This is a genomic window from Stenotrophomonas sp. TWI809 (assembly GCF_039673205.1).
Lineage (GTDB): Bacteria > Pseudomonadota > Gammaproteobacteria > Xanthomonadales > Xanthomonadaceae > Stenotrophomonas.
The window spans coordinates 1-24,992 of the sequence record NZ_JBDJLE010000003.1 but is presented as its reverse complement, the minus strand read 5'-3'; the positions used below and the strand labels follow the sequence as shown (position 1 = coordinate 24,992).

22 protein-coding genes are annotated in these 24,992 nt (G+C 66.4%); 12 read left to right on the top strand and 10 right to left on the bottom strand.

Translation table 11 applies throughout. The features are described from left to right. Window positions 1–44 precede the first annotated feature (44 nt). The 5 genes from ABE472_RS03125 (at window position 45) to ABE472_RS03105 (ending at window position 4,633) form a co-directional block, all read left to right on the top strand. Entirely contained in the window at window positions 45–731 is a 687-nt protein-coding gene (locus tag ABE472_RS03125) for a hypothetical protein (RefSeq protein ID WP_313211249.1), read from the top strand. Window positions 732–813: 82 nt separating this feature from the next. After that, window positions 814–1,407, top strand: coding sequence for a hypothetical protein (locus ABE472_RS03120; protein WP_313211250.1), 594 nt, complete (start codon window positions 814–816; stop codon window positions 1,405–1,407). Between the two features lie 65 nt (window positions 1,408–1,472). Next, on the top strand, window positions 1,473–2,354 hold the full coding sequence (locus ABE472_RS03115) for a transporter associated domain-containing protein (protein WP_313217798.1): 882 nt from the start codon (window positions 1,473–1,475) through the stop codon (window positions 2,352–2,354). An 8-nt stretch (window positions 2,355–2,362) separates the two neighbouring features. Beyond that, window positions 2,363–3,619, top strand: coding sequence for a DUF4105 domain-containing protein (locus ABE472_RS03110; protein ID WP_346465458.1), 1,257 nt, complete (start codon window positions 2,363–2,365; stop codon window positions 3,617–3,619). Between the two features lie 15 nt (window positions 3,620–3,634). Continuing rightward, window positions 3,635–4,633: a magnesium and cobalt transport protein CorA gene (locus ABE472_RS03105; RefSeq protein WP_313217796.1), complete on the top strand. Its 999-nt coding sequence runs from the start codon at window positions 3,635–3,637 to the stop codon at window positions 4,631–4,633. Between the two features lie 130 nt (window positions 4,634–4,763). Here ABE472_RS03105 and ABE472_RS03100 read toward each other — a convergent pair whose 3' ends face one another. The 7 genes from ABE472_RS03100 to ABE472_RS03070 all read right to left on the bottom strand — a co-directional run bounded on the left by ABE472_RS03100 (window position 4,764) and on the right by ABE472_RS03070 (window position 12,600). After that, a complete protein-coding gene (locus tag ABE472_RS03100; protein WP_346465456.1) occupies window positions 4,764–6,128 on the bottom strand; it encodes an NAD-dependent succinate-semialdehyde dehydrogenase in 1,365 nt (454 codons plus the stop codon). 75 nt (window positions 6,129–6,203) lie between these two features. Next, window positions 6,204–7,049 carry an ABC transporter permease subunit gene (locus ABE472_RS03095; protein WP_313211255.1) on the bottom strand — a complete coding sequence of 282 codons (846 nt, stop codon included), beginning with the start codon at window positions 7,047–7,049 and terminating at the stop codon, window positions 6,204–6,206. After that, window positions 7,046–7,957, bottom strand: a complete 912-nt coding sequence (locus tag ABE472_RS03090; RefSeq protein WP_259260210.1) for an ABC transporter permease subunit — start codon at window positions 7,955–7,957, stop codon at window positions 7,046–7,048. The genes ABE472_RS03095 and ABE472_RS03090 overlap by 4 nt, the downstream gene beginning before the upstream one ends. Further along, window positions 7,954–9,087, bottom strand: a complete 1,134-nt coding sequence (gene potA, locus ABE472_RS03085; RefSeq protein WP_070426989.1) for a polyamine ABC transporter ATP-binding protein — start codon at window positions 9,085–9,087, stop codon at window positions 7,954–7,956. Before potA ends, ABE472_RS03090 begins: the two co-directional genes overlap by 4 nt. A 122-nt stretch (window positions 9,088–9,209) precedes the next feature. Next, window positions 9,210–10,316, bottom strand: a complete 1,107-nt coding sequence (locus tag ABE472_RS03080; protein ID WP_346465454.1) for a polyamine ABC transporter substrate-binding protein — start codon at window positions 10,314–10,316, stop codon at window positions 9,210–9,212. Between the two features lie 131 nt (window positions 10,317–10,447). Then, window positions 10,448–11,845 (bottom strand): glutamine synthetase family protein, encoded by a 1,398-nt coding sequence (locus tag ABE472_RS03075; protein ID WP_123728825.1) that lies wholly within the window; start codon window positions 11,843–11,845, stop codon window positions 10,448–10,450. Next, window positions 11,842–12,600, bottom strand: coding sequence for a gamma-glutamyl-gamma-aminobutyrate hydrolase family protein (locus ABE472_RS03070; RefSeq protein ID WP_346465452.1), 759 nt, complete (start codon window positions 12,598–12,600; stop codon window positions 11,842–11,844). Before ABE472_RS03070 ends, ABE472_RS03075 begins: the two co-directional genes overlap by 4 nt. A gap of 197 nt (window positions 12,601–12,797) precedes the next feature. Here ABE472_RS03070 and ABE472_RS03065 point away from each other — a divergent pair, with 197 nt between their 5' ends. Both ABE472_RS03065 and ABE472_RS03060 read left to right on the top strand, forming a co-directional pair. After that, window positions 12,798–14,081 carry an FAD-binding oxidoreductase gene (locus ABE472_RS03065; protein WP_346465450.1) on the top strand — a complete coding sequence of 428 codons (1,284 nt, stop codon included), beginning with the start codon at window positions 12,798–12,800 and terminating at the stop codon, window positions 14,079–14,081. Between the two features lie 504 nt (window positions 14,082–14,585). Beyond that, a complete protein-coding gene (locus tag ABE472_RS03060) occupies window positions 14,586–16,163 on the top strand; it encodes an MASE1 domain-containing protein (RefSeq protein WP_346465447.1) in 1,578 nt (525 codons plus the stop codon). 213 nt (window positions 16,164–16,376) lie between these two features. On the opposite strand, the gene ABE472_RS03055 is transcribed toward ABE472_RS03060, so the two are convergent. Then, window positions 16,377–16,814, bottom strand: a complete 438-nt coding sequence (locus tag ABE472_RS03055) for a hypothetical protein (RefSeq protein ID WP_313211260.1) — start codon at window positions 16,812–16,814, stop codon at window positions 16,377–16,379. Window positions 16,815–17,033: 219 nt separating this feature from the next. Between ABE472_RS03055 and ABE472_RS03050 the strand changes: the two genes are divergently transcribed. Together ABE472_RS03050 and ABE472_RS03045 are read left to right on the top strand one after the other, a co-directional pair. Next, window positions 17,034–18,380, top strand: coding sequence for a diguanylate cyclase (locus ABE472_RS03050; RefSeq protein WP_313217783.1), 1,347 nt, complete (start codon window positions 17,034–17,036; stop codon window positions 18,378–18,380). Between the two features lie 70 nt (window positions 18,381–18,450). Continuing rightward, complete coding sequence (locus ABE472_RS03045; RefSeq protein ID WP_313211262.1) at window positions 18,451–18,912, top strand: bacteriohemerythrin; 462 nt, start codon at window positions 18,451–18,453, stop codon at window positions 18,910–18,912. Here ABE472_RS03045 and ABE472_RS03040 read toward each other — a convergent pair whose 3' ends face one another. After that, entirely contained in the window at window positions 18,913–20,190 is a 1,278-nt protein-coding gene (locus tag ABE472_RS03040; protein WP_313217782.1) for an MFS transporter, read from the bottom strand. A 173-nt stretch (window positions 20,191–20,363) separates the two neighbouring features. Here ABE472_RS03040 and ABE472_RS03035 point away from each other — a divergent pair, with 173 nt between their 5' ends. Beyond that, on the top strand, window positions 20,364–20,993 hold the full coding sequence (locus tag ABE472_RS03035; RefSeq protein ID WP_346465444.1) for a hypothetical protein: 630 nt from the start codon (window positions 20,364–20,366) through the stop codon (window positions 20,991–20,993). A 6-nt stretch (window positions 20,994–20,999) separates the two neighbouring features. Here the strand turns inward: ABE472_RS03035 and ABE472_RS03030 are convergent, their stop codons facing one another. Beyond that, on the bottom strand, window positions 21,000–22,502 hold the full coding sequence (locus ABE472_RS03030; RefSeq protein ID WP_346465442.1) for an aldehyde dehydrogenase: 1,503 nt from the start codon (window positions 22,500–22,502) through the stop codon (window positions 21,000–21,002). Window positions 22,503–22,616: 114 nt separating this feature from the next. Here ABE472_RS03030 and ABE472_RS03025 point away from each other — a divergent pair, with 114 nt between their 5' ends. Then, window positions 22,617–23,969: an aspartate aminotransferase family protein gene (locus ABE472_RS03025; protein WP_346465440.1), complete on the top strand. Its 1,353-nt coding sequence runs from the start codon at window positions 22,617–22,619 to the stop codon at window positions 23,967–23,969. 79 nt (window positions 23,970–24,048) lie between these two features. Then, on the top strand, window positions 24,049–24,924 hold the full coding sequence (locus tag ABE472_RS03020; protein WP_070426982.1) for a plasmid replication/partition related protein: 876 nt from the start codon (window positions 24,049–24,051) through the stop codon (window positions 24,922–24,924). Window positions 24,925–24,992: the final 68 nt, after the last annotated feature.

Sequence of the window (24,992 nt, the reverse complement as noted above, 5' to 3'; positions counted from 1 at the left end):
GTTGCGATTGCTGATTTCCCCGTCATACAAGGAGGTATGTCGTCATGCCGGTTCCTGATCGCCGCTCCGCACTTGGTCCGGTACTGCTTGCCGTGTCGGTCATCGCGCTGCTGTACTGCGCGGTCGGTGCGCCGGGCCTCGCCGGGCTGACCCCGGCCGGCCGCGATCCCATCGCGCTGCGGTGGGGAATGCTCGCACTGTCCGCGGTGATCGCATCGCTCTCATTGACGCCCGCACGCAGCTGGTGGAAGGCACGTCAACAGCGCGCGCCGCTATCGGCTGTCTCGGCCAGGCGCCTGTCTGCGCTGGCGGCGGCGACGCTGGTGCTGGGCACGCTCACCTGCGTGGTCACCGGCCTGATCCTGCCTCATCTGCTGGCCGGTCCTGCCGGGGCGACGCTCAGCGCCACCGCCCTGAACGTGGTCGGCTGGTCCGGGCTGGCCGCTGCCCTGGCGGCCCCGCTGGGGTGGCGCACCCTGTATCGCTGGGCGCGACGCGATGGAGCATCGCCTGCCCAGTCATCGATATTCCGCGCACGGCCCGTACAGGTGGCACTGCTGTTCGTGCTCGCCGCAGCCTTCGCACTGGTGTTCGGGCGCGCGCTGATGGCGGTCACCGCCGGCGGCCCGGGGGTGATCCACCTGGGCGCCTCCGCGCTGGTGCTGTGCGCGGCCGGCATCGCGGTGGTTTCCTTCACCACCACCCTGCGCTGGCTGGTCCGCCGCCGTTGATGCCCTGCCACGGCGAACCGGCGCCCGCTATCATCGGTGCCGCGTCCGTGCCGTGCACGCCTTAGTTGATGGACCTGTTGCGATGACCCCGTTCCGATGTGCCTGCCTGGGCCTGCTCGCCCTGCTGCCCACCCCGGCCTTCGCCGAGGCGGCGCCGCTGGACCTGACCGCCCTGATCGAATGCCGCCAGAGCGTGAGCGACTACGACGCGGTGGCCCCGGTCGTGGCCGACCCGCTCAAGGCGGTCGCCAACGGCCTGCAGCCGCTGCCGCAGACCAACCAGTTCATGAGCGAGTTCCGCCTGGCCGCCCCGATCACGGTGTTCGGCGAGCGTGCCGAATACATCACGGTGGCCGGGGCCAGCATCATGGCGATCCTGGATCTGGCCGACCCGCGCCCGCTGGCCAAGCGCCTGGCGCTGGAGGATGGCGTGGACACCCCGGTGAAGTTCATGGCCGGGCGCGAGCTGGTCAGCCGCGACGTCACCGACCCGCGTACCGGCGAGGCCTTGATCGAGTCGGTGATCCTGAGCCTGTCCACGGTCAAATCCCACCCCGGCAAGACCCTGGCCGGCTGTACCTACAGCCTGGACCTGCCACCGGAGGAAGACACCCCGCCACCGGGCGCCGCCCCGGCCCCCTTGCCGGGCGTGAATCCGCCCTCGGCCGGGCGCTGACAGGCGCCCGCATCCTGATAGACTAAATCCAACGCCCGGCACGCCGGGTGCCTTTTTTTCCAGAGATGTCTGAAGACGACAGTAGTAGCTCCACCCTGGAGCACAATGAAAAGAAGCGCAGCTGGCTCGAACGCCTGACCGCTGCCTTCTCCGGCGAACCCCACACCCGCGACGAGCTGGTGGCGGTACTGCACACCGCGCACGAAGACGGCCTGATCGCCGCCGACACGCTGCGGATGATGGAAGGCGCCATTTCGGTGGCCGAGCTCACCGTCGGCGACGTGATGATCTCGCGCTCGCAGATGGTCTCCCTGCCGGTCGAAGCCCCCTTCCTTGACCTGATGAAGCAGGTGGTCGAATCCGGCCATTCGCGCTTCCCGGTGCACGGCGACAACAAGGACGACATCCTCGGCATCCTGTTGGCCAAGGACCTGCTGCGCGGCGTGGTTGCCGACAACGGGCCGGCCAACATCCGTGAGCTGCTGCGCCCGGCGGTGCTGATCCCCGAGGCCAAGAAGCTCAACGTGCTGCTCAAGGAGTTCCGGCTCTCGCGCAACCACATGGCCATCGTGGTGGACGAGTACGGCGGTGTCGCCGGCTTGGTCACGATCGAGGACGTGCTGGAACAGATCGTCGGCGAGATCGACGATGAGCACGACGAGGCCGAGGACCACACCTCGCAGATCGCGATCCAGGCCGACGGACAGTACGTGGTCGATGCATTGACCGCGATCGAGGATTTCAACGAGCGCTTCGGTGCCACGTTCCCCGACGACGATTACGACACCATCGGTGGCCTGGTCACCGAGGCGATCGGGCACCTGCCCGAAACCGGCGATGAGCTCACCCTGGACCGCTTCGTGTTCCGGGTGGCGCGTGCCGATGCCCGGCGCGTGCAGGCGTTCCATGTGACCGTGCTGCCGCCCGACACCCACAACGAGGATTGACCCACGCCATGCGGCCCCCTTTGAATCGGTGGTCGCTGTGCCGCCTGTTGTTCGTGTTGTCGCTGCTTGCGATGGCCAGCCTGCCCTTCGGGGCGCTGGCCGCGCAGGATGCCGTGCCTGCCACGGCCGCCCCGGCCCCTGCCGCCGAGGCGCCACGCATCGGCGTGGTCACCATGCAGCCGGGCGAGATCTTCTTCGAACGCTTCGGCCATGACGCGCTGGTCGTGGTCGATCCGGTCACCGGCGACGCCACCTCGTACAACTTCGGTTACTTCGACCCGAGCGAGTCCGATTTCATCGGCAACTTCGTGCGCGGCGACATGATGTATTACCTGGTCGCGCTGCCGCTCGGGCAGGACCTGTCGTACTACCAGGAGAGCGGCCGCGGTGCGAGCGTGCAGTGGCTGGATCTGACGCCCGTGCAGGCGCGCACCCTGGCCGCGTCGCTGGCCGAGCGCGCCAAGCCCGAGAACGCGCGCTACCACTACGATTACTACACCGCCAACTGCGCCACCATGGTCCGCGATGCGATCGACGGCGCGTTGGGCGGCGGGCTGCATTCGCAGCTGTCCGGGCGCTCGCGCGGCAACACCTACCGCAGTGAATCGGTGCGCCTGGCCTCGCCGTCGCCGTGGATGTGGCTGGGCTTCGATATCGGCCTGGGCCCGTTCGCCGACCAGCCGCTGTCGCGCTGGCAGGAAGCCTTCGTGCCGATGCGCCTGGCCGATGCGCTGCGCCAGGTGCGCAACAGCGAAGGTCGCCCGCTGGTGCAGGCCGAGCAGGAACTGCTGCCGCACCGGATCGCCCCGGAGCCGACCGAGTCCCCGCGCAGCTGGTGGCCCTGGCTGCTGTGCGGCCTGATCGCCGCTGCGGGTGTGGTTGCACTGCGCCGCCGGCGCCGGTTGCTGGGTGGCCTGGCGCTGCCGTTCTGGCTGTTCTGCGGCATTGGTGGCGCCCTGCTGACCTACCTGTGGGGCTTCAGTGCGCACCAGGCCGCCTGGGCCAACCGCAACCTGCTGCAGCTCTCGCCGCTGTGCCTGCTGCTCGTTCCCGCTGCGATCACCCTGCTGCGCGGCCGCGTGCCGCGCGCGTGGTTCCGGTTCGTGCTGTGGGCGGTCGCCGGCGTGTCGCTGCTCGGCCTGGTGCTGCATTGGCTGACCTTGCAGGCGCAGTACAACCTGCAGTGGATCGTGCTGTTGCTGCCCATCCACGTGGCGCTGGCATGGGTGCTGGGCCGCCGTGACCTGCCCGTCACGGGCCGCTGACGCACGATGCCCGCCATGGATACCGTCACACCTGAAAACCCCGCCTGCGTCATCAACTGCGTTCACTACGATGACCAGGGCAAGCGCCACGACATCGGCCTGGATGCGATCAGCGATGTGATCGCCAGCGACAACGGCTTCGTGTGGGTGGGGCTGTACGAACCCGACGACAGCGTGCTGCTGAAACTGCAGGAAGAATTCGGCCTGCACTCGCTGGCCATCGAAGACGCCCGCAATGCGCATCAGCGGCCAAAGGTGGAGGCCTACGGCAATTCGCTGTTCGTGGTGGTCACGACCGCGCAGATGGTGGACGAGCGGATCCGCTACGGCGAGACCCACGCCTTCCTCGGCCCGCGCTTCCTGGTCACGGTGCGCCATGGCGCATCGCTGTCCTATGCCGCCCCGCGCGCCCGCGTGGAGCGCGAGCCGGACCTGCTGCGCACGATGGGCCCGTCGTACTGCCTGTATGCGGTGCTGGATTTCGTGGTCGACAACTACCTGCCGATCACCCAGCGTTACCGCGACACGCTGGAGCTGCTGGAGAAGGACATCTTTTCCGACAACTACAAGCGCCAGACCGTGGTGCGCCTGTACGAGCTCAAACGCGAGCTCAACAAGATGCGCATGGCGGTCGCGCCGTTGCAGGACATGCTCTCGCAGATCAAGCGCTACCAGGGCGACCTGGTGCCGGACGAAGTGAAGCTCTACCTGCGCGACGTGCACGACCACGCGGTGCGGATCAGTGATGTGATCGACACCCTGCGCGAAATGCTGGGCACCGCGCTGAGCGTGAACCTGTCGCTGGTGACCCTGGCCCAGGGCGAGACGGTCAAGCGGCTGGGTGCCTGGGCGGCGCTGCTGGCCGCCCCGACCTTGATCACCAGCTGGTATGGCATGAACTTCACGAACATGCCCGAACTGGACAAGCCGTGGGCTTACCCGGCGATGATCATCGGCGTCGGTGCGGTGTGCGTGGGGCTGTACCGCCTGTTCAAGCGCGCACGCTGGCTGTAGTAGCGACCGTTGGTCGCTACGGCGACGACCGTTGGTCGCTACAGCGACGACCGTTGGCCGCCATGGCGGGCGACCGTAAGCCACCACGGCGCGAGCCGACCAACGGTCGGCTCCTACCCGATCCGTGGCATCACGCCACGTAAACCGTCTTGATGTTCATGAACTCATGGATGCCATGCTCGGCCAGTTCACGACCGAAGCCGGATCTTTTGCTGCCGCCGAACGGCAGCCGGACGTCACTCTTGACGATGGCGTTGACGAAGGCGGCACCGCACTCCAGCTGCTGGGCGATGGCTTCGCCGCGCGCCGCATCGGTCGTCCACACGCTGCCGCCCAACCCGAAGGTGGTGTCGTTGGCCACGCGCAGCGCTTCGGCGTCATCGCGGACCCGCAGGATCGCGGCGGCCGGGCCGAACAGTTCTTCGTCGTAGGCCGGCATGCCGGGGGTGACGTTGTCCAGGATGGTCGCCGGATAGCCGGCATGCGAACCCGCCACCGGCTCGCCTCCCAGCAGCAGCGTGGCGCCCTTGGCGATGCTGTCGTGCACCTGCTTGTGCAGCTCGTCGCGCAGGTCCGCGCGTGCCATCGGCGCCAGCGTGGTTTTCTCGTCCTGCGGATCCCCGTAGACGCGCTTGCCTGCAGCGGCGACGAACTTCTCCACGAACGCATCGGCGATCGCGTCGACCACGATGAACCGCTTGGCCGCGATGCAGGTCTGCCCGCTGTTGTCGAAGCGTGACTTCACTGCTGCGGCCACCGTCTTCTCGAGATCGGCATCGTCCAGCACCACGAAGGCGTCGCTGCCGCCCAGTTCCATCACGCACTTCTTGAGCTGGTCACCGGCATTGGCCGCAATCGACCGCCCGGCGCGCTCGCTGCCGGTCAGTGTGACCGCCTTGACGCGCTTGTCGCGCAGCACCTCGGCCGCCTGGTCGTTGTCGATATGCAGCACATCGAACACGCCCTCGGGCAAGCCGCCATCGCGGCACACCGCCAGGATCAGGTCAGCGCATTGCGGCACGTTGCTGGCGTGCTTGAGCAGCGCCACATTGCCGGCCATGAACGCCGGCGCGAGGAAACGGAACACCTGCCAGATCGGGAAGTTCCATGGCATCACCGCGAACACGCAGCCGATCGGCTCGTAGCGCACGTAGCTGCGCTGGGCCTCGGTGTCGATCAGCTGCGGCTTCAGGTAATCGGCCGCGTGATCGGCGTAGAACTCACAGGCCTCGGCGCATTTCTCGATCTCGCCCAGCGCTTCCCCCTTGAGCTTGCCCATCTCGGTGGTCATCGCCTGCTGGATGTCACCCTTGCGCTGGCGCAACTGGGCCGCGATGGCGCGCAGCATAGCCCCGCGCTCCTGCAGCGAACGCGCTGACCAGGCCGGAAACGCCTCGGCGGCAGCGGCCAGGCGCTGCTCGACCTCCGTGTCGGTGAGCAGTTCATGGCGATACGTGACCTGGCCGGTCGCGGGATTGATGATGTCAGCGGTCATCGCGGGTCTCCAAAAGTCAGACCCGCAGTGTGCGCCCCGCCCCGTGATCCGGATGTTGCCGGATCGGGATGACGTTCAGCCGGGGTCCTGCAGCGCCATCTGCATGTCGCGCTGGCGACGCTTCTCGGCGCGGGAGGTGATGTACCAGCCCACCACGGCCGCAATCGACACCGCCAGCACCATCAAGGTGGCCAGGGCATTGATCTCCGGCTTGATGCCCATCCGCACGGAGGAGAACACCTTCATTGGCAGGGTGGTCGAGTTCGGGCCGGCCACGAAGCTGGCGATCACCACGTCATCCAGCGACAGCGTGAACGCCAGCAGCCAGCCGGCCACCAGCGCCGGGGCGATGATCGGCAGGGTGATCTGGAAGAACACCTTCAACCGGCTCGCGCCGAGATCCATCGCGGCCTCCTCCAGCGAGCGGTCCAGCTCCTGCAGGCGCGAGGACACCACCACCGTCACGAAGGACAGGGTGAAGGTGACGTGCGCGATCCAGATGCTGGTCACGCCACGGCTGGGGAAGCCGGGAATGCCGCCCATCGCCACCAGCAGGGTCATCAGCGAGAAGCCCAGGATCACTTCGGGCATCACCAACGGCGCGGTGATCAACGCACCGAACAGGGTCTTGCCCGGGAAGCGGCGCATGCGGGTCATCACCATCGCGGCCATCGTGCCGAGCACGGTGGCCGCGCAGGCCGTCCAGAACGCGACCTTGAGGCTGATCCACAGCGCATCCAGGATCTGCCGGTTGTTGAACAGCTCGCCGTACCAGCGCGTGGAGAAGCCCGACCATACCGTGGCCAGCTTGGAGGCGTTGAACGAGTACACCATCAACAACAGGATCGGCAGGTACAGGAAGGCGAAGCCCAGCCCGAGCAGGCTCCAGCCCAGCCAGCGGTTGCTGCGCACCATGCTCATGCCAGCTTTCCTTCCAGCTCGCGCTGCTGCATGCGGTTGAACAGCAGGATCGGCACCAGCAGCAGGGCCAGCATCACGATCGCCACCGCCGAGGCCGTGGGCCAGTCGCGGTTGTTGAAGAACTCGCCCCACAGCACGCGGCCGATCATCAGCGTATCCGGCCCGCCGAGCATTTCCGGAATCACGAACTCCCCTACCGCCGGGATCATCACCAGCATGCAGCCGGCGATGATGCCGGTGCGCGAGAGCGGCAGTGTGATCCGCACGAAGGCCTGCCACGGCTTGGCGCCGAGGTCGTAGGCCGCTTCCAGCAGGCGGTTGTCCAGCTTGACCAGGTTGGCGTACAGCGGCAGCACCATGAACGGCAGGTAGCAGTAAACGATGCCGATGTAGGCGGCAGTCGGGGTGTACAGGATCTGCAGCGGCGCATCGATCAGGCCGAGCTTGAGCAGCAGCTGGTTGAGCAGGCCGTTGCGGTCCAGGATGCCGATCCAGGCATACACCCGGATCAGGAACGAGGTCCACGAGGGCAGCACCACCAGCATCATCGCCACGTTGCGCGCGGCCGGGCTCATCCGCGAGATCACGTACGCCATCGGGTAGCCGATCAGCAGCGTGAGCAGGGTCGAGATGACCGCGATCTTGATCGAGCTCAGGTACGCCAGCGCGTACTGGTTGTCCTTGACCAGGGCTGCGTAGCTGCCGAGGTTGAGCTTGAGCGAGAAGGCGCCATCCACGTACTCCAGCAGCCAGGTATACGGCGGCGAACCGACCTGGGTGCGCGCGAAGGAGATCATCAGGATGATCACGAACGGCACCGCGAAGAACAGCAGCAGCCACAGGTACGGCGCGGCGATCACGCCGGCGCGTGTGCCCGGGAGCCAGCGCTTCCAGCCGGTCGCGGTCATGAGGTCAGCACCACGCCATCGTTGTCGCGCCAGTGCACCCAGACGGTGTCACCCCAGGTCAGGCCATCGCTGGCCCAGCGCTGGGAGTTGGCGAAATTGGACAGCACCTTGGCCCCGCTCGGCAGGCGCACATGGAACACCGAGTGGCTGCCGAAGTAGGCGATCTCCTCGATCACGCCCTGCGCCTTGTTGGTATCCCCGGCCGGCTCGTCCTTGCCGATCATCACCTTTTCCGGGCGTAGTGCGAACGCCACCGGCTGGCCTTCGTAACCGGTGATCCCGTGGGCGACGTAGATCGGTGCGGGGAACAGCGGCGTGCGCACGGTGACGTACTCGGGCAGGTCCTCATCGAGCACGCCATCAAACAGGTTCACCGAGCCGATGAACTCGGCCACGAAGCGGTTGGCCGGCTGCTCGTAGATTTCATCCGGCTTGCCGACCTGCTGGATCCAGCCGGCATCCATGACCGCGATCCGGGTCGCCATGGTCATGGCTTCTTCCTGATCGTGGGTGACCATCACGCAGGTCACCCCGGTGGTCTCGATGATGTTGACCAGCTCCAGCTGCATCTGCGAGCGCAGCTTCTTGTCCAGCGCGCCCATCGGTTCATCCAGCAACAGCAGCTTGGGCCCTTTGGCCAGCGACCGCGCCAGCGCCACGCGCTGCTGCTGGCCACCGGAGAGCTGGTGCGGCTTGCGCTTGGCCAGCTTGCCCAGCTGCACCAGCTCCAGCATTTCGCCGACGCGGCGGTTGATCGCATCGCGTGCCATGCCGTCCTGCTTGAGGCCGAAGGCGATGTTCTGCTCGACCGTCATGTGCGGGAACAGCGCATAGGACTGGAACATCATGTTGATCGGGCGCTGGTACGGGGGCAGCGCGTTGATGCGCTGGCCGTCCAGGTCGATGGTCCCCTGGGTGGGGGTCTCGAAGCCGCCCAGGCAGCGCAGCAGCGTCGATTTGCCGCTGCCCGAGCCACCGAGCAGCGCGAAGATCTCGCCTTTGCGCACGTCCAGGGTGACGTCGTCGAGCGCGACGAAACCGTCGAACTCCTTGCGCAGCGCGCGGATGGACAGGTAGCCCGGTTCCAGGACCGGGAGGACCGCGCCTTCCGGCTTGGCTTCAAATGGCATGGTCAGCGGCTCCGGGAGCGGCGGCGGGACGGGGGGAGAATGCCATTTTACCGGTGGTGGCCGCGTCATGTCCTACCCCCTGAAACGACGACGCCGGCACGGGGCCGGCGTCGCAGGGGCGGTCAGCGCCCGGTTTTCACCTCGGTCCACAACCGGGTGTAGAGCTTGTCCACCTCCGGCGTGTTGATCGAGTAGGTGAACATCTTCGCCGCCACATCGGCCGGCGGGTAGATGGTCGGGTCGGTGCGGATCGATTCGTCCACCAGCGGCGTGGCAGCGGTCACCGGGTTGGCGTAATGGATGAAGTTGGTGTTGGCCGCGGCCACCTTCGGTTCCAGCAGGTAGTTGATGAAGGCGTAGGCGGCCTCCGGGTGCTTGGCATCCTTGGGGATGGCCAGCATGTCGAACCACTGCGGGCCACCTTCGCGCGGGATCGAGTAGGCCACGGTCACGCCATTGGAAGCTTCAGCTGCACGGTCACGGGCCTGGATGATGTCACCGGACCAACCCACCACCAGGCAGGTGCCGCCGTTGGCCAGCGAGCCCACGTACTGCGAGGAGTGGAAGTTCTGCACGTACGGGCGGATGCTCTTGAGCAGCGCGGCCGCCTTCTGCAGCGTAGCCGGATCCTGGCTGTGCGGATCTTCGCCCAGGTAGTGCAGCGCGATCGGGATCATGTCCGAAGGCGTATCCAGGATGGTGATCCCGCAGTCCTTCATCTTGGCGATGTTTTCGGGCTTGAAGACCAGATCCCAGCTGTTGGCGATGTCGGTGCTGCCACCGAAGCGCTGCTTGAGCAGCTCCACGTTGTAGCCGATGCCGGTGGTGCCGATCATGTACGGCACACCGTATTCGTTGCCCGGGTCCTGCTGCGCGATGCGCTTCATCACGTCCGGGTCGAGGTTGGCCAGGTTCGGGATCTTGCTCTTGTCCAGCGGCAGGAACACGCCGGCCTTGATCTGGCGGCCGAAGAAGTTCAGCGTCGGCACCACCACGTCGTAGCCGCTGTTGCCGGCCAACAGCTTGGTTTCGACCATCTCATCACTGTCGAACACGTCATAGGTCACCTTGGTGCCGGTGGCCTTTTCGAAGTTCGGGATGGTGTCTTCGGCGATGTAATCGCTGTAGTTGTAGACGTTCAGGACCTTGGCGTCGTCCTGCTTGTCACCGCCGCCACAGGCGGTCAGCACGGATACGGCAATGCCGAGGGTGAGGATTCGCAGCTTCATCGGACTCTCCACAGGTCAGGTGCGAGTTGGGGGGAACCGGCCGGACCGGCGCAACGGGTGCCAGCCTACCGGGCATGCCCCCATTTTCCCAGCACATGGCCCTCACGGCCATGCCGGATCCGGTGGCTCGGTCAGACGTTGAGCAGCAGGAACTCACGTTCCCAGGAGCTGATCACCCGGAAGAAGGTCTCGTATTCTTTGCGCTTGACCGACACATAGGCGCGGCAGAAGCGCTCGCCCAGCATCTCGCGCAATTCCGGGCAGCCTTCCAGCCCGTCCAGCGCCTCGCCCAGCGAGCGCGGCAGGTCATAGCCGAGTTCCTTGGCGCTGCCGCTGATCGGCGCGGTGGGGGAGCCCTGCTCGCGGATGCCGAGCAGGCCGGCGGCCAGGGTGGCGGCGATGGCCAGGTAGGGGTTGGCATCCGAGCCGGCGAACCGGCTTTCCACCCGCATGTTCTCTGGTGTATCCAGCGGCACGCGCAGCCCGCAGGTGCGGTTGTCGAAGCCCCAGTGCACGTTGCTCGGGGAGACCTCGCCGAACATCAGCCGGCGGTAGGAGTTCACGTTTGGCGCAAAGAACGCCATCGCCGCCGGCACGTACTTCTGCAGGCCGGCCAGGTAGTGCCCGAACAACGGGCTGAAATCCTCACCGCCATGCTCGCCGGTGAACACGTTGCTGCCGTCGCTGATCCGCAGCAGGCTCTGGTGGATATGCATCGCACTGCCCGGCTCGTTCTCCATCGGCTTGGCCAGGAAGGTGGCGTAGATGCCATGGCGCATGGCCGACTCACGCATGGTGCGCTTGAACAGGAAGACCTGGTCGGCCAGATCCATCGCATTGGCGTGGGTGAAGTTGACCTCCAGCTGCGCCGCGCCGGATTCATGGATCAGCGTATCCACGTCCAGCTTCATCGCATCGCAGTAGTCGTACATCAGATCGAGGATCGGATCGAACTCGTTGACCGCATCGATCGAGTAGGACTGGCGCGCGGTTTCAGGACGCCCGGAGCGACCGGCCGGCGGCAGCAGCGGGAAGTCCGGGTCGGTGTTCTTCTGGACCAGGAAGAACTCCAACTCCGGTGCCACCACCGGGCGCAGGCCCAGTTCGGCATAGGCGTTGAGGACGCGCCGCAGCACGTTGCGCGGGGCCAGCTCATGCGGCTCACCGGTCTTGGTGAAACAGTCGTGGATGACCTGCGCGGTCGGATCGGTCGCCCAGGGCACCATGCGGACGGTGTCGGCATCCGGGCGCAGGATCATGTCCGAATCCGACGGTGAGGTCAGCTCGTAGTAATCGTCCGGGAACTCGCCGGTGACCGTCGTGGCGAAGATACCCTCCGGCAGGCGCGTGCCGTAATCGTGCGAGAACTTGTCGGCCGGAATGATCTTGCCGCGCGCGTTGCCGGTGATGTCCGGCACCAGGCACTCCACCTCGGTGATACGCCGGTCCTTGAGCCAGCGCAGCAGCGTGCTCTCCTGCGGAACAGGCTTGGGGGCGGCGGCTTTGCGCGAACGCGTTCGGGTGGTCATGACCGGTCTGCTGTAAGAGAGTTGCGGCGACAAGCATCGCCGAAAGCGTGGAAAATGCTGTGATAGAACCGATTGTCGGCCACCCGCCACTCTGGATGCCACTGCACGCCAAGCACGAAACGATGCGCGGTGCTGCGGGCGGCTTCAATCAGGCCATCCTCGGCGACGGCCTCGATCTGCAGGCCCTGGGCCAACCGATCAATGCCCTGCCCGTGCACGGAATTGACCCGGGCGCACGACGCCCCGGCCCAACCGGCCAGCCAACCGCCCTCGGACAGCTTGATCGCATGCGCCGGACCATACTGCACCTCGACCGGTGCATGCGGGTCTTCACGATGATCGTTCATGCCCGGCACCGCGTGCACGCGCGGGTGCAGACTGCCACCGAGCGCGACGTTCAATTCCTGGAAACCCCGACAGATCGCCAGCACAGGCAGGTCGCGGGCCAGCGCCTCCTGCAACAGGGAGAGCGCGTTCGCATCGCGCGCCGGATCATGGCGGTTGCCGGGCCAGCTCGGCGGCCCGGCATACAGATGCGGTTCGATATTGCTCACCGCGCCGGTCAGCAGCAGGCCCTGCAGGCGGTCCAGCCAATGCGTGGCCGGCAACGGCGGCTGCAGGCTGGGCAGCAGCACCGGGGTGACACCGGCCGCCTCGGCCAGCGCGCGGACGTACTTCTCACCCGCCGCCGCGAAGGGATGATGGCCCAGCATCGTGCTGTCGGTGGGCAGTCCGACCCAAGGGGGCGAGACCATGCGTCATGCTCGGATGACCTGCAGCCACGTTACCCCCGTGCGCAGACCTCGCGCAACACAGCGCCGCATCGGCGGTGCGCGCCCCCCTCACACGCCTGCGGCAGTAGCTGCGACAGACTGACCCCTGTCCCGCGCGCCGGTTGCTGGCATCCTTTGTCCATGATTGTTGTCCTGTCCTCTCCCCGCCGGTGCCCGGCATGACGGCTGCCGGCGAGGCGCATGCACCCAGCTGGTACGCCGACAGCGTGCCGGGCGCGCCGCTACGTGAACCGCTGACGGGGGATCTGAGCGCCGACGTGTGCGTGCTGGGTGCCGGCTACACCGGCCTGTCCGCCGCCCTGACCCTGGCCGAGCGCGGTTATCGCGTCGTGCTGCTGGAGGCGCACCGCGTGGGCTGGGGGGCGTCCGGCCGCAACGGTGGCCAGGCGATCGTCGGCTACGGCTGCGAAGTGGATACGCTCGAGCATCTGGTGGGCGCTGAAGACGCGCGGGCGCTGTTCGAATTCTCGCGCGATGGCATGCGCCTGCTGCGTGACCGCATCGTCCGCCACCAGATCGAGTGCGATTGGCGCGACGGCCATGCCAGCGTGCCGATCAAACCCCGCCAGGAGCGCATGCTGCGCGCCGGGCTGATCGATCTGGCCCAGCGCTACGACTATCCGCTGCAATGGTGGGACCGCACGCAGCTGCGCGGGCAGCTGGACAGCCCCCGCTATCGCGGGGCGATGTTCGATCCCCACAGCGGCCACCTGCATCCGCTGGCCTACGCGCAGGGCCTGGCCCGTGCCGCGGAGGCGGCCGGCGCGGTGATCCACGAGCAGTCCCCGGTCCTGCAGCTGATCCGCGGGCCCCGGCCGCAGCTGCGCACCGCGCACGGCACGGTCAGCGCCGACCACGTGGTGATCGCCGGCAATGCCTGGCTGGAGGGCATCGCGCCGGAGCTGGAATCGCGGATCATGCCGGTCGGCACCTATATCGGTGCCAGTGCGGTCCTTGGGCAAGCACGGGCGCAATCGCTGATCCGCAATGACATGGCCGTGGCCGACGTCAGCTGGGCACTGGACTACTTCCGCCTCAGCCGCGATCACCGCCTGCTGTTCGGCGGCCAGGCCAGTTACTCCGCCCTGCCCCCGCCCGGCCTGCGCGGTGTGATGACCCGGCGCATGCGCGCGGTGTTCCCGCAGCTGGCCGACGTGGAGCTGGAGTACGTGTGGGGCGGCTATGTGGATATCACCCGCAACCGCGCCCCGCACTGGGGCCGACTGACCCCGAATGTCTATTTCGCGCAGGGCTTCTCGGGCCACGGTGTTGCCGCAGCGGGCCTGGCGGGCCAGGTGCTGGCCGAAGCCATCGCCGGCCAGGCGGAGCGCCTGGATGTATTCGAACGCATTCCGCACCGCCCCTTCCCCGGCGGGCGCATGCTGCGAACCCCGCTGCTGGTTGCGGCGATGTCCTGGTACAAGCTGCGGGATGCGTTGTAGTGAGGGCGCAAGGGGCGTTCGGCGACCACGGGTAAAGTGAGACATGGTGCGACATCTGAAAGCGGTCGCTCCGTTTCCCGGCAGCGCCAGACCGGGAGTGCCAGCAGATGGCATGGGAGCGCATCTCCTGCTGCGCACGCCGCGCGTCACAGCGCAACGATGTGTGGAGAATGCGTCATATCAAGGCCTGCAGTGGCAGAGATGGGCACGCCTCGAACACGGGACGTCATCTGTGTATCCGCGGCGCAACTCGACTGCGGGCCCTACGACGAGCGTGAAGAGTTTCCTAAGAAAATGAGATATGTGTCACGCCCATGGCCCCGACCCATGCCCGCGCGTGAATCCATACGCTGCGCGCGCCATCGCGCCGGACCACTTGCGCAATTGCATAATCCGGCGCGTGTATATACCGTCCAATCTGATCGCGGCATTGATACACAGGGATGTTGACGGCACGAACAGGGGGAGCCGGTGCGAGGAGAATGGTGGAAAAATGGACTTCAGTTGAATCTGCGCATCGAGCCGATCGGGCTTGTCCTTGCCGTCATCTATGCCCTTGCCTGTTGGGGCGCACGCAAGCTGTCCCTCGACCAGTTCTACCTGCCTGCCGGCATACGCGTGGCTGCACTGCTGCTCTGCCCACCACGACTGTGGCCCTATCTGTTCCTGGGTGAGTACGCCTACTTCGCGCAGATGCGTTACCCGATGGTGGAGAAGTACGGGCTGGCGTGGGTCGTGCTTGGCTCTGCTTCGCTGATGCCGGCAGTCGCGTTTGTCGTTCGACTGCATCGCCGAATGATGGCGACCACTACAGAAACCTGGCTATTATCAATTGCTGCAGCGTCGGCGCTAGTAGTTACCGCACTCAATATTGCTCTATCAGAATTACTCTGGCCAATTCCACCAGACATGCCCGCGCTCACTGGTGTCGCGCGCTATGTGGTCGGCGACTTCATCGGCATCCTGACGGTGGCACCCCTTGCACTCTTGTGGGCAACCCGCCACAGCGAGCCGGACTGGGCAGCGATGTTCCTGAAGCCGACGTCAATGGCCCTTGGACTGATGACTGTCCTGGGCATATCGGCGGCGCTGCTGCCTGCAGACTCAATGACGATGAAAACCAGCCTACAGGTGCTTATGGCGCTACCTGCCATTGCTCTGACCTGCCTCCTCGGCTGGCGAGGTGCCGCGATTTCGGTGCCGGTGCTGAACCTCATCATCGGCCTTACTACGCCAAAGCCTTACCCATCGTCGTTTGATCCGTCAGCCTTCACCACACAGTTGATCATGGCCATCACAGGCATTGCATTGCTGGTCCTCGGCTCACGCATCAGCCACTACTACCATCACTACAAAATTCGGGACGACGGCGAGAAGAATGCAATCAAGTTGGCCAGAAGCTCTCATGTGACAAGCGAAATGGGGCTCCGCGAACGCGCACTTCACTTGAGAAAGATCGGGGAGGGCATGGATATATCCCTCAACGAAGTTGTGAGCTGGCTGAAGCTGCACGGACACCACGAGATCGCTGGGGGATTGCTCGATACCGCTGTCGTGCATTCGCGGCAGTTCCGCGCCCAGGCCAGCATGGTCTATCCGACAGCACTGGATCATCTGGGTCTGTATGTCGCTCTGCAGGCTGGTGGGGTCCGCGAAGCGTGGGATCTGACCCACCGCGTCTCCCGCCCGCGGCTGCAGGGGGATCCCTGCCAATTGAGTATCGGCCTGCAATTGGCTGCCTACCGTGCAATGACCGATGCCGTGTCACTGCTGCTGGAGAGTGAATCGGGCCAGATCGAGGTCCGCGCGCGCTGTGGCAGGTTTGGTCGGTATCAGGGCATCGTGGTGACCGTGGCGTTGCTGGATGCCACATGTGCGCTGTCCGAAGCCACCATGACCATGGCGGTTGAACGTCTCGCCGGGCGAGCTCTTGCCTATGGTGGTGTTGTGCAGTGTCGTCGCAATCGGGTCAGGATGGCGCTTCTGGAAATGCCGCCAATCGCTTCCCACGACGCCGCGCATAGCGTCTCGGTTGAATACGTAAAAAAGACAGGGCGCGGTAGCAGTCAAGCGTTAACCTGACTTTCTGCAAACTCCTTGGATCCATCGCCCTTGGGACGAACACAGCAGGACAGCGGCGTCAGAGAAACAGCAGGTAGGATGTTGGGTTCCCCGTAACTTGGACCTGCAGGTGATCGCATCACCTGCAGGTCCACCACAGAGTCATCAGCCGAGCCCGCGTTACACCCTACGTCGGGCGGTAACGAAACTGCACCTGATGTTGCCGCAGATGGCCTAGTTGCTGCCGCTCACTGGCTCGACCGACCAGACGGCATCAGTGCCGCTCCCGTAAAGCACCAGCGAGAAGCGTGGGCCGCGGTACACCTCGGAGCGCCTCGCGCCTCTGGGCGCCTGAACGCGCAGCGTCGGCAGCGACACTCGCGCGGGAACATCGCCAGCCGGCAATGCCCAGAACACATCATCTGCGTTTCCGATGATCACGTGCACGCGCCCGGCAAGATCGTTCACCTGGTAATAGGTGATTCCCTCGCGCTCAAATCCATATACCAGCCAATTTGAATTTTGGCTCAGGTTGGCGGCCAGCGGCTGTGTCTGCCCCAGCCCTCGCTTCGCCAGTGGCGATCCATGATTATCTGACTGCGCCATTCCAACCATCGGAACCGACGCGAGAATAACGACACCCACAACACCAACAATCCTTGGAATGCGCACATTTACCTCCTGATTAAAACGTTGAGGGGAACTTCAGCGATAGTAACCGTAAGCGGACATCCATCGATCAGCCGGGGCCGCCTGAGCGGCCAGCACAGGACGACGACCCACCCGGCAACCAGGCGGAGGCTGCGACATTTCGCGGCACCCCTCTCCCTAAAGTTACGCGTGAAACCGCCGCTACCAGTCCCGACCCACTCGGAACCGAGCGTACGCCTCATGCCGGCACTGTTGCAGGGCGCTGTTCTCAGCGACCCCGGTGATGCCCTGCCCCAGCGGATCCTGCTGGTGGAAAACTCGCGCACGTTCACCAGCATGCTGCGTGAGGCGATCGAGCAGCGGCTGGAGCTGCCGGTTTCGGTGGCGACCAGCCTGGCCGAGGCCGGGCGGCTGCTGGATGAGGAACAGGGTTGGTTCCTGGTCCTGACCGGGCTGGTGCTGGCCGATGGCGACCGCGATACCGTGGTGGACTACTTCCTGTCGCGCGGGCTGCCCACCGTGGTGGTCAGCGGCGTGTATGACGAGGATCTGCGCAAGCGCGTGCTGCAGCAGCAGATCATCGATTACGTGCTCAAGAACACCCCGGGCAGCATCGATTATCTGGTGTGGCTCGTGCAACGACTGGAGCGCAACCGGCGCATCGCCGCGCTGGTGGTGGATGACTCGATGTCGGCGCGGATGTACGCCGCCTCCTTGCTGCGCATGTATGGGCACGATGTCTACGAGGCCGCTGACGGCGCCGAGGGACTGAAGGCCATCGAGGCGCACCCGGCGATCCGGCTGGCGGTGGTCGATCAGGAGATGCCAGGCATGGAGGGCGTGGAATTCACCCGCCGCCTGCGCACGATGCGCTCGCGCGACAAGCTGGCCGTGATCGGGATTTCCGGCAATACCGATCCCTCGCTGATTCCGCGCTTCCTCAAGAACGGCGCCAACGATTTCCTGCGCAAGCCCTTCTCGCGCGAGGAGTTCTTCTGCCGCGTCTCGCAGAACGTGGACCAGCTCGAGCTGATCGGCACCCTGCAGGACCTGGCTACCCGCGATTTTCTGACCGGGCTGCCGAATCGTCGCTGCTTCCTGGAGCAGAGTCAGCGTCAGCTGCCGCAGCTGCACCTGGATGGCGAACAGGTGGCTGTCGCGATGATCGACATCGACCACTTCAAGCACATCAACGATACCCATGGCCACGAGGCCGGCGACGATGCGCTGCGCGCGGTGGCCGCAGCGGTCGCCCAGCATGCGCGCCAGGACGATCTGATCGCACGCTTCGGCGGCGAGGAGTTCTGCCTGCTGGTACCGGGCATGGATGAAGAGCAGGCCGTGCACTACTTCGACGAACTGCGCCAGCGCATCGCCGCGCTGGAGGTCGACCTGGGCCACACCACCCTGCGCATGACGGTCAGCATCGGGCTGTGCTGTCTGCGGCCGCAGCGCGATTCCCTGCACCGGCTGATTTCCGAGGCCGATCGGCAGCTGTACCTGGCCAAGGCCGGCGGCCGCAATCGCGTCCATTGCGCCACCGTGGCGACCGGCCCACGCCAGCGCGAGCCTGCCCTGGCGCCTTGATCGAGATCAACGCGGCCCCGGCCGCGACTGCCTAGAGTCGCCCCCAGTTGAACAGCGCGGGGAACGCACCATGGCACTTCTGGTCTGGCAGGACGATCTGAACATCGGTATCGATGTCATCGATCACCAGCACATGCGCATCGTGGAGATGCTCAACCACCTGCACGTCGCCCAGAAGAGCCTGGAGCGGCTGGCCGTGGCCGAGGTCATCGACGAACTCGTGGACTACACGATGTCCCACTTCGCCTTCGAAGAAGAGCTGATGGAGGAAGCCGGCTACCCGTTCTGCGCGGCGCACAAGCGCGTGCACGAAATCTTCGGCAAGCGCGTGGGCGAGTACCGGCTGCGTTTCCAGGCCGGTGAGGACATCACCGACGAGCTGCGCACGATGCTGTCGCGCTGGCTGTTCAACCATATCCGTGGCGATGACAAGGCGTACGCGCCGCAGGTCAAACAACACCTCAACCAGTTCGCGCGCGACCACCAGCAGGGCAGCTGGCTGGGCCGCACGCTCAAGCGTTTCTTCCGCTGATCAGCGCCCGCGCCGCCCCATCGCCAGCAAGGCGACGATGGTGATCAATGCGGTCACGCACAGGTAATAGCCCACCGCGACCAGGCCATAGCGCTCGGCCAGCCACGTCGCCACATACGGCGCCGGTGCGGCACCGAGAATGCCGGCCAGGTTGAACGACAAGGAGGCGCCGGTATAGCGCACCTGCACCGGGTAGATCTCGGCCAGGAAGGTGCCGCACGGGCCGTAGGTCAGGCCCATCAGGAACAGGCCCAGCGCCAGGAACCCCAGCACCAGCCACGGGCTGCCGGCCTGGAACAGCGGCGCGAACACCACGCCGAAGGCGAGGATCAGGCCGCTGGCCACGATCATCGTGCGGCGCGTGCCCCAGCGGTCGCCGTACAACGCGGAAATGGGAATGCCGGCGGCGAAGAACAGGATGCCGACCATCTGCAGCAGCAGGAACTGCTCACGCGAGTAGCCCAGCACGGTGGTGCCGTGGCCGAGGGTGAACACCGTCATCAGGTAGAACAGCACGAAGGTGGCGAACGCCCCCAGGGTGCCCAGCACCAGCGTCAGCGGATGTTCGCGCAGCACCGTCCACATCGGCAGCTTGACCCGCTCGTTGCGGTCCAGCGCGGCCTGGAATTGCGGGGTCTCGTGGATGTTCAGGCGTACCCACAGGCCGATGCCGACCAGCAGCGAACTGGCCAGGAACGGCACGCGCCAGCCCCATTGCAGGAAATCGGCCTCGCTCATCGCGCGGCCCAGCAGCAGGAAGATACCGGCCGAAAGCAGGAAGCCCAGCGGTGCGCCCAACTGCGGGAACATGCCGTACCAGGCGCGTTTGCCGGGCGGCGCATTCTCGGTGGCCAGCAGCACGGCGCCACCCCACTCTCCCCCCAGCCCCAGGCCCTGCCCGAAGCGGCACAGCGCGAGCAGTGCCGGCGCGACCAGCCCGATGCTGGCATGCGTGGGCAGCAGGCCGATCGCCACGGTGGAGATGCCCATCGTGAGCAGCGCAGCGACCAGCGTCGCCTTGCGCCCGATGCGGTCACCGTAGTGACCGAACACCGCCGAGCCGACCGGCCGCGCGATGAAGGCCACCGCGAAGGTCGCCAGCGACTGCAGCATCGCCGCCCCATCGCTGCTTTCGGGGAAAAACAGGTGCGGGAACACCAGCACCGCGGCGGTGGCGTAGATGTAGAAATCGAAGAACTCGATGGTGGTGCCGATCAGGCTCGCCAGCAGAATGCGGCGGGGAGAGTTCACGACAGGGGCGACAGCAGGTGTGGACATCGGGCACGCAGAAAAAGGCAGCTGCCGGATTCTGCCACGGCCTTCCGCTGGCTGCCGCAATGGTTGCAGACGAGACTGTCAGCCTGTGACCGCCTCGGCGACCTGCGCATCCGGCAGGAACTTCCCCGGCACCGCAGGGTCTCAACGCGGTCACCCCGCCAGGACGGTCCCGGATGTCAGCCTCACGGAAGAGTGCCGCCCCCTTGCGCTGGGCGCAGCCGGTCGCCATCGCGGTGGTGATCGTTGTGCACGGGCTGATGCTGGGCGTGCTGCTGCGGTCTCCGGCCCCCAGTGGCGCTGCGGAGGAGGCCCGCCTGGCGGTGTACTGGCTGCCGCGGCCGTTGCCTGCACCAGTTCCCCTACCCTCGCCCGCCCCGCCGCCAGCACAGCAGCCGCCTGCGTCGCGGCGCCTGGCTGCACCTCTCGTGGCCACGTCCAGCACCGCATCGCCGGCTGCGGTGGTGGATCCGCCAGCACCACCGGCCGTACTGGAGCTGCGCGTGCCTGCCTCGCTGACGGGCAGCGGTATCGATGCCGCCTCGCTGGCGCCACGCGTGCTGGGGGATCGGGATGTGTACCTGGCATTCCAGCCCAAGCGCAAGCGCTTCCGTATGAAGGCCGGGATGACCCCGGAGCAGATCGTGCACGGCATCTTCCAGCTGATCGGCGCGTGGCCCCCGGGCTACACGGTGGACCCGTGCCGCCTGACGCGGCAGCAGATCGACTACCTGCGCAACGCCGTGGATGAAATGGATCGCGACCTGCTGCGCGAGTCGCTGATCCGCCACAGCCAGGACTGCTGAGCGGCGTCAGCCGCCCAGGTGGATCCAGGTCGCCTTGAGCTCGGTGTACTTGTCGAAGGCGTGCAGGGATTTGTCGCGGCCGATGCCGGACTGCTTGTAGCCACCGAATGGGGCGGTCATGTCGCCACCATCCCATTGATTGACCCACACACTGCCCGCACGCAGCCCGCGTGCTACCCGATGTGCGCGGCCCAGGTCGCGCGTCCATACGCCAGCGGCCAGCCCGTAGATTGAATCATTGGCCATGCGCAGCGCGTCCGCCTCGTGATCGAAGGTGAGCACCGACAGCACCGGGCCGAAGATCTCCTCGCGGGCGATCGTGTGCTGCGGATCGACCTCGTCGAACACCGTCGGCTCCACATAGCTGCCACCCGGCACCACCTCCAGCCGCTTGCCCCCCAGCAGCAGGCGTGCGCGCTCGGCCTCGCCGCGTGCTACGTACTCCAGCACGTGGCCTGCATGCGCCTCATCAACCAGTGCGCCCATCGCGGCATCCGGCTCGAAGGGATGCTGCGGCTGCATATGCCGGCCATGCGCCAGTACGCGGGCCACGAAGGCATCCTTGATCGAGCGCTGGACAAGGAGGCGCGAGCCGGCGGTGCACACCTCGCCCTGGTTGTAGAAGATCGCGGTGGCAGCGGCCTGGGCGGCCTTGTCCAGATCGGGCGCATCAGCGAACACGAGGTTCGGGCTCTTGCCGCCGCACTCCAGCCAGGTGCGCTTGAGATTCGATTTCCCGGCGCATTGCAGCAACCGCCGACCGACGGCGGTGGAGCCGGTGAACGCCAGCGCATCCACGTCCATGTGCAACGCCAACGGTTCGCCCGTCCGCTCACCATGGCCGGGAAGCACATTGAACACGCCATCAGGCACCCCCGCCTCGGCCACCAGCGCGGCCAGGCGGATCGCGCTCAGCGGCGAGCGCTCGGAGGGCTTGAGCACCACGGAATTGCCCGCCGCCAAGGCTGGCGCGATCTTCCACGTTGCCATCAGCAGCGGGAAGTTCCACGGCACGATCACCGCCACCACGCCCACCGCCTCACGGGTGATCAGGCCCAGCGTATCCAGCGCGGTCGGGGCAACCTCGCCGTACACCTTGTCCACCGCCTCGGCGGTCCAGCGCAGGCAGCGCACGACACCGGCCAGATCGCCCTCGCGTGCGTCGCGGACCGGCTTGCCCATGTCCAGGGTTTCCAGCAGCGCGAGCGCATCGGCGTGTTGTTCCACCAGGTCGGCCAGCCGCAGCAGCACCTGCTTGCGATGAGAGGGCGCCGCCCGCGACCAGTCGCCCGCATCGAAACTGCGCCGCGCCGCTGCGACCGCCCGATCGACGTCCGTCGTGTCGGCGTCGGCCACCTGCACCAGCACGCGGCCATCGATCGGGCTGACGCAGTCATAGCGCGCGCCACTGGCGGCGTCCACGTAGCGCCCATCGATGAAGGCCTGGCCCTGGAAGGTCAGTGCATCGGCCTGGCGTTGCCAGTCGTCGCGGGTGCGTGCGGTGGTCATCGGCGTCGTCCTCATCCACTCAGTCGGGTAAGGCGGTTATACCCGTCGCCATCACGGGATGACGTGAGGCGAGTGCGATAAAGTCGTGACCATCGCGCCCTTGCGGAGTGCCGCATGCCTCGTCCCGATTCGTCGTTGTCGACCCTGGCCAGCCAGGCACCCGCAGACCTGGATGCCTACTGGATGCCATTCACCGCCAACCGCCAGTTCAAGGCGGCCCCGCGCCTGCTGGTGCGTGCGGAGGGCATGTATTACCACGACATCGACGACCGTCCGATCCTGGATGGCGCGGCCGGCCTGTGGTGCTGCAACGCAGGGCATGCGCGGCCGCGGATCGTGCAGGCGATCCAGCAGCAGGCGGCCACGCTGGATTTCGCGCCACCGTTCCAGATGGCCTCCCCCTTGCCCTTCGTGCTGGCCCAGCGGTTGGCCGCGCTGGCACCGGCCCGCTTGAACCATGTGTTCTTCACCAACTCCGGCTCCGAGGCGGTCGACACCGCGATGAAGATCGCGCTGGCCTACCATCGCCTGCGCGGCGAGGGTCACCGCACCCGCTTCATCGGCCGGGAGAAGGCCTATCACGGCGTCGGCTTCGGCGGCCTGTCGATCGGCGGCCTGCCCAACAACCGCAAGACGTTCGGGCCGTTGTTGCCCGGCAGCGATTTCCTGCGCCACACGCTCGATCTGGAGCGCAATGCCTTCAGCCCCGGCTTGCCGCGCCACGGTGCCGAACTCGCAGAAGACCTGGAACGCCTGATCGCGCTGCACGATGCATCCACGATCGCGGCGGTGTTCGTCGAGCCGATCGCCGGCTCGGCGGGGGTGATCCTGCCCGCACCCGGGTACCTGCAGCGCCTGCGCGAGATCTGCGACCAGCAAGGCATCCTGCTGGTGTTCGATGAGGTGATCACCGGTTTCGGCCGGGTCGGCAACGCCTTCGCCGCGCAGCGCTTCGGGGTCACCCCGGACCTGATGACCTTGGCCAAGGGGCTGACCAACGGCGCGGTGCCGATGGGCGCGGTGCTGGCCAGCGAAGCGATCCACGACGCCTTCATGCAGGGCCCACCGGCTGCCATCGAGTTCTTCCACGGCTACACCTATTCCGGCCACCCGCTGGCCTGCGCAGCGGCCCTGGCGGCGCTGGATACCTACGCCGAAGAGCATCTGTTCGAGCGCGCCATCGAGCTGGGCGACTACTGGCAGGAGCGACTGCACAGCCTGCGCGGGCTGCCGCATGTGGTGGACATCCGTAATTTCGGGCTCATCGGTGCTGTCGAGCTGATGCCGCGCAAGGACGCCCCCGGCGCGCGTGGCTACGAGGTGTTCGAGCGCTGCTTCCGCGATGGCCAGTTGCTGGTGCGCTGCACTGGCGATGTGATCGCCCTGTCGCCCCCGCTGATCCTGGAGCGCAGCCACATCGACCGGATCGTTGACGTACTGGGCGAGATGATCCGCGCCACCGGCTGAGGCTGAATCCACCGGCGACGACGGCGACCGCCGCGATCCTTACAATGGTCGGTCACGTTTCGCTCGCGTACCGGATTGCATGGACATTGTCGTCAAAGAAGAACTCAAGGCCTACATCGACCCGCTGACCCCGGACGAGCACGACGCCCTGGAGCGCAGCATCCTCGCCGAGGGCTGCCGCGATGCGCTGGTGCTGTGGGGGGAGGTGCTGGTGGACGGCCACAACCGCTACGGCATCTGCCAGAAGCACGGCCTGCCGTTCCAGACGATCCAGAACACCCGCTTCCAGTCGATGGATGACGTCCACCTGTGGATGATCGAACAGCACCTGGGGCGCCGCAGCGTCTCCGATTTCCAGCGTGGCGTACTGGCGCTGCGAAAGCGCGACATCCTGGCCGAGCGCCACCGCGCCGATCAGGCCCAGCTGCAGAAGGAAAGCGATGGTGAGATCAGCGGCCCGGCCGATGCTGGTGACGAGGACAGCCCGCCGTGGGCGGCCGCGCCGAAGGTCAGCCGCGCCGACATGGCCCGCGAAGCGCGCCTGAGCAGCAGCCAGGTGACGATGATCGAGCGCATCCACAAGCAGGCCGCACCGGAGCTGGTGGAAGCGGTCAAGACCGGGGTGATCTCGATCAGCGCCGCGGCCGCCGTGGCCGACCTGCCCGAAGACGAACAACGCGCCGCGGCCGCCGCCGGCAAGGACGAGCTCAAGCAGGCCGCCAAGCGCGTGCGCGAGTCCAAGCGCAAGCCGCGCAAGCCGGTCCAGGAGGTGCTGCACAGTGCCGACGGCGACGCCGAAGTCGACCCCAGCCGTGCCGCCGAGATCGCCGATGCGCTCAACGCACTGGGCGAAGGCCCTGCCGAGCTGCGCCAGCGCATCATCGCGCTGACCCTGGAAAACGACACCCTGCGCCAACAGCTGGCCGCGCTGCGCAAGCAGGTGGCGGACATCTGAGGTAGTGCCGGGCGCGGGCCGGCCCCCCCCCCCCCAGCCGCCCGGGGGGAGGGGTGGGGGGCACCCCC

Excerpts from the sequence above, each read along its gene's own strand:
- ABE472_RS03125 (WP_313211249.1), top strand. The coding sequence starts at position 45 with ATGCCGGTTCCTGATCGCCGCTCCGCACTTGGTCCGGTACTGCTTGCC.
- ABE472_RS03120 (WP_313211250.1), top strand. The coding sequence starts at position 814 with ATGACCCCGTTCCGATGTGCCTGCCTGGGCCTGCTCGCCCTGCTGCCC.
- ABE472_RS03115 (WP_313217798.1), top strand. The coding sequence starts at position 1,473 with ATGTCTGAAGACGACAGTAGTAGCTCCACCCTGGAGCACAATGAAAAG.
- ABE472_RS03110 (WP_346465458.1), top strand. The coding sequence starts at position 2,363 with ATGCGGCCCCCTTTGAATCGGTGGTCGCTGTGCCGCCTGTTGTTCGTG.
- ABE472_RS03105 (WP_313217796.1), top strand. The coding sequence starts at position 3,635 with ATGGATACCGTCACACCTGAAAACCCCGCCTGCGTCATCAACTGCGTT.
- ABE472_RS03100 (WP_346465456.1), bottom strand. The coding sequence starts at position 6,128 with ATGACCGCTGACATCATCAATCCCGCGACCGGCCAGGTCACGTATCGC.
- ABE472_RS03095 (WP_313211255.1), bottom strand. The coding sequence starts at position 7,049 with ATGAGCATGGTGCGCAGCAACCGCTGGCTGGGCTGGAGCCTGCTCGGG.
- ABE472_RS03090 (WP_259260210.1), bottom strand. The coding sequence starts at position 7,957 with ATGACCGCGACCGGCTGGAAGCGCTGGCTCCCGGGCACACGCGCCGGC.
- potA (WP_070426989.1), bottom strand. The coding sequence starts at position 9,087 with ATGCCATTTGAAGCCAAGCCGGAAGGCGCGGTCCTCCCGGTCCTGGAA.
- ABE472_RS03080 (WP_346465454.1), bottom strand. The coding sequence starts at position 10,316 with ATGAAGCTGCGAATCCTCACCCTCGGCATTGCCGTATCCGTGCTGACC.
- ABE472_RS03075 (WP_123728825.1), bottom strand. The coding sequence starts at position 11,845 with ATGACCACCCGAACGCGTTCGCGCAAAGCCGCCGCCCCCAAGCCTGTT.
- ABE472_RS03070 (WP_346465452.1), bottom strand. The coding sequence starts at position 12,600 with ATGGTCTCGCCCCCTTGGGTCGGACTGCCCACCGACAGCACGATGCTG.
- ABE472_RS03065 (WP_346465450.1), top strand. The coding sequence starts at position 12,798 with ATGACGGCTGCCGGCGAGGCGCATGCACCCAGCTGGTACGCCGACAGC.
- ABE472_RS03050 (WP_313217783.1), top strand. The coding sequence starts at position 17,034 with ATGCCGGCACTGTTGCAGGGCGCTGTTCTCAGCGACCCCGGTGATGCC.
- ABE472_RS03045 (WP_313211262.1), top strand. The coding sequence starts at position 18,451 with ATGGCACTTCTGGTCTGGCAGGACGATCTGAACATCGGTATCGATGTC.
- ABE472_RS03040 (WP_313217782.1), bottom strand. The coding sequence starts at position 20,190 with ATGTCCACACCTGCTGTCGCCCCTGTCGTGAACTCTCCCCGCCGCATT.
- ABE472_RS03035 (WP_346465444.1), top strand. The coding sequence starts at position 20,364 with ATGTCAGCCTCACGGAAGAGTGCCGCCCCCTTGCGCTGGGCGCAGCCG.
- ABE472_RS03030 (WP_346465442.1), bottom strand. The coding sequence starts at position 22,502 with ATGACCACCGCACGCACCCGCGACGACTGGCAACGCCAGGCCGATGCA.
- ABE472_RS03025 (WP_346465440.1), top strand. The coding sequence starts at position 22,617 with ATGCCTCGTCCCGATTCGTCGTTGTCGACCCTGGCCAGCCAGGCACCC.
- ABE472_RS03020 (WP_070426982.1), top strand. The coding sequence starts at position 24,049 with ATGGACATTGTCGTCAAAGAAGAACTCAAGGCCTACATCGACCCGCTG.